The sequence below is a fragment of the Rhizobium sullae genome (assembly GCF_900169785.1).
Taxonomy (GTDB): domain Bacteria; phylum Pseudomonadota; class Alphaproteobacteria; order Rhizobiales; family Rhizobiaceae; genus Rhizobium; species Rhizobium sullae.
The window spans coordinates 1-3,758 of sequence record NZ_FWER01000150.1 but is presented as its reverse complement, the minus strand read 5'-3'; the positions used below and the strand labels follow the sequence as shown (position 1 = coordinate 3,758).

Annotated in this window: 2 protein-coding genes and 1 pseudogene; 1 reads left to right on the top strand and 2 read right to left on the bottom strand. The window is 58.6% G+C overall.

Annotated features, from left to right (window positions below; translation table 11 throughout):
* Together BN1800_RS39410 and BN1800_RS39405 are read right to left on the bottom strand one after the other, a co-directional pair.
* Positions 1–1,080, bottom strand: a 1,080-nt coding sequence (locus tag BN1800_RS39410; RefSeq protein WP_244564834.1) for an ABC transporter ATP-binding protein/permease, incomplete at its 3' end; no start/stop codon positions are given.
* A 309-nt stretch (positions 1,081–1,389) separates the two neighbouring features.
* A pseudogene (locus BN1800_RS39405) lies at positions 1,390–2,717 on the bottom strand (acetate/propionate family kinase).
* A 932-nt stretch (positions 2,718–3,649) separates the two neighbouring features.
* Between BN1800_RS39405 and BN1800_RS41110 the strand changes: the two are divergent.
* The coding region (locus tag BN1800_RS41110) for a class II fructose-bisphosphate aldolase (RefSeq protein WP_179214034.1) at positions 3,650–3,758 on the top strand (109 nt) is incomplete at its 3' end.

Sequence of the window (3,758 nt, the reverse complement as noted above, 5' to 3'; positions counted from 1 at the left end):
GGATAGCCGCTCGTAGGCCAAACACCCTCCTCGCTCGACAATCTCGATGGCCGACTCTGCGGTTGTTCGTGATTTTTCGATTGCCTCCAGTAAGGAGTTGAGCCGAGCGACCACTACGGCAAAGTTCGAGATAGAGTGGAACTGGGTGACAATAAGCGAGAACGCGCCTACGAGCATCGCGAAGGCTGCGGCCGACTGTGTGATCACGCCAAACTCGATGTCTCCTCTTATGAATGCCGGAGCAACGATCAGGGCCGGAATGATCTGGATTAGCCAGTTATAGCCGGTGGTGAAGAACCCCACGTTGCGATTGACGGCCGTAATGCGGCGAAAGTTTGCGACCAAATCGTCAAGCCGATGCGACAGGAGAATTTGCTGTCGCCCCTCGCCGCGTTCCAGGATGATCGACTCGGCGTTTTCCCGAACATGAATGAGGCTGGAGCGGAAGTTGGCCTCCTTGTCGAGTTGATCGTAGTTCAGATTGATGAGCGGCCGTCCGAGCAGAACCGTCAGGTATGAGCCGCTAGCCGCATAGAGGACAGCCACGACAAACAGCAATGGGCTGATTGACCACAGCACGCTGGAAAAGGCCACTATCGTCAGAGTGCCGTTGAACAGTAGTAGGACAAAGGAGAGCGTCGTGTTGGTGAACGCGCGAACGTCATCCGCGATCCGCTGGTCCGGGTTGGTAAGTTGCCCCGAGACATCCAGGCGGTAATAGGTGCCATTGGCGAGATAAAGTGTCACAGCGCGCCGGGCTATGAATTCGCGCCAAAGTAGTGCCAACCGTTCTTCGACAAATCGTGCGATGACCGAAAAAACTGTCAAAGCAGCGAACACACCGACGTAAAAGATCGCTTGCCGGATGAACTCGGGGGTCTGGCGGTCTGCAATCGCGGTCATGAAGTTTCGGCCGACGTAGCTGTTGACAACGTTGAGGCCGCTTACGCCGAATAACAGCGCAGCGAGCCCCGCAAACATCAAATTGGCCTTCTTGCCGACATCGGAGCTCGAAAAATACCGGACCGCGCGCACAAAGCGAACTGCGGTTACCTTGAGCGGAATTTGCTGGCTATTCATGTCATCCTCCCTTTGGCAAGCTCAATGACTTACGACCCAGCTGCAACCGGCGGTGCCACGAACGATGTCTTAACTTGAAATCGTCTTGCCGCTGCTTGACCCCATAGGTCTCTATCGCGATTAGCCAGCATTCGACTTACGGAAATCCCGTCTGCTGCCATTTGCCGGCTCTGCTGTCCCAACGACTCCGCGCTCGAGCGAAGAACTGCTCCTCTGAGTTTTGCGGACCTTCCCGGGCAGCACCACGAAGGTCAGGATCGGGTCGAGAGCGGCTGAAGAAGCCGCCAAGCGCAATCCCTGAGTTTGCTTTCAGGACGTTGTGATGAGCGCAAGCGTATGGCGCGCGATCATCAGTTCCTCATCCGTCGGCAGAACATAGAGTGCAACGCGGCTTGCCGGAGCGGAAATGAGAGTCGCGCCCGCTTCATTGGCCGCGGGATCGAGTTCGGCGCCGAGCCAGGCAAGCCGTTCGCTGATGCGGGCGCGGATCTNGCCCGCTTCATTGGCCGCGGGATCGAGTTCGGCGCCGAGCCAGGCAAGCCGTTCGCTGATGCGGGCGCGGATCTGGGGTGAGTTCTCCCCGATGCCGGCTGTAAACACGAACGCGTCGAGACCTCCGAGCGCGGCGGCAAGCATGCCGACACTCAGGCCACAGCGATGGGCGAAGTGATCGATCGCGAAGGCAGCACGCGCGTCGGCGCTGACAAGAAGATCGCGCATATCACCGGAGATGCCGGAAAGGCCCTTCAGGCCGGACGACCTGTAGAGGAGATCGGTCACCTCCGCTGCGGTCATGCCCTTTTGATCGATCAAGTACAGCACGACACCGGGATCCATCTGTCCCGGCCGGGTGCTCATCGGCAAGCCGTCGAGCGCAGTGAAACCCATCGTCGTCTCCACGCTTCGCGCCTCCTTCAGCGCGCACATGGAGGCGCCGCTGCCGAGGTGGGCAACAATAACGCGTCCACCTGCGATGCCGGGGGCGACTTCGGTCAANACATGGAGGCGCCGCTGCCGAGGTGGGCAACAATAACGCGTCCACCTGCGATGCCGGGGGCGACTTCGGTCAACCGCTCGGCGATATATTCGTAGGACAGGCCGTGGAAGCCGTATCGGCGCACTCCATGCTCGAAATAGGTCGATGGCAAGGCGTAACAATCCGTATGCGGGGCGTGACCGCGATGGAAAGCCGTGTCGAAACAAGCGACCTGCGGCACATCCGGATTGATCTCCATGGCGAGCCGGATGGGCGCCAGGTTGTTTGGCTGGTGCAGCGGCGCAAGCTCCTGGAAAGTGGCGAGCGTGTCCAGGATGTCGTGGTTGATCAGGATCGGTTTTGCGTAGTCCGGACCGCCATGGACAACGCGATGGCCGATGGCGCGGAGCGTGAAACCCTCGAGAGTCTGCAGCCAGGCGCGGGTTTCAGCAATTGCCGCCGGCAGGTGGTCGACCACGTCTGGCGTATATCGGCGATCAACCAGGACCGCTCCGTCGGCGGCGCTCGCCACGAGACGAGGTCGCACGCCGATGCCATCGATCTGGCCCCGGATGCAGCGTTTGGGGCCGGTGTCGGGGATCTCGAAGATCTGAAATTTCAGGCTCGACGAGCCTGCATTGATGACAAGAATTGCGTCCATAGCTCAGGCCGCCACTTCTATTTTACGCCGACGGGCGGCGGCGTAGAGCGTCGTGAGCGAGCACGATGCCAGTCGGCTGCGCACGGAATCCCCAATGTAAGGTTAGCACGATTCCCGCGTCGTCGGCATGCCTCAAGATTCGGCCCACCAGCATTTGTGCCCGGCCTGCCACGGGGAGCATTCTGCGCCATATCGCGTTTGACATCAGGCCGGGAAGATGTTGAACGACCGGGTCGGTGATGAAGAGCGTGAACAGGGCCATTGATCGTTGATCAGGCTTCTCATCTTACTGGCTGCTTTTTGTCCCCGCGCATCTAAGTGGTCTCCGGATCGTTAGCTCAAGTAACTAATTTAGAATTTACAGCAATACCATTACCATAACAAGTCGAGTGCGCCCAGAGTCCATCGAGATGCAGGTCGAGCTAGGCAAGAAATCGTTGACCAGCGGAGTTGGAAGCTACGAACGATCTTCTCTGATGCTGCTATAATCGGCACGAGCTACAAATTGCGGTCGGGGCACGCCACCAAACTCATGAGGCGCGGTGCCGAGCGCGGTGCCGAGGTCGTTGGCTATTCGAGTCAGAATCGAACGGCTTTTGAGAGAGTCGAAGGGTGTCCACATAGAGCCCGCGAGGCCCGCAACGTGGCGGGGAAGATTCCGGCGGCCGCGGCAGTCGTGCCAGCCGTTACGTTGACGCTGAGCAATGTCCGGCCGGTGTCAAACCCAGTCCGTCCAGATAGTTCTCGAGGATTGGATTTGTGCCAAATGCCGGCCGCTTTTGCGCGAAGTGCTCCCCGTGCGATGCGGAGCCGGTCTTTTATATTTGCTGAGGTCGCAGTAACGCTTCGGGTTTCAACCAATCCTCGCTATAATGAGGATCCATGCACTTATCTTCTGCCCCATTTAGGGCTGCTCAGAAGGAGAGAGCTTGATGGCACGCATCACATTAAGACAGTTGCTCGATCACGCCGCAGAAAAATGCTACGGAGTGCCCGCATTCAATATCAACAATATGGAACAGGCCCTCGCGATCATGGAGG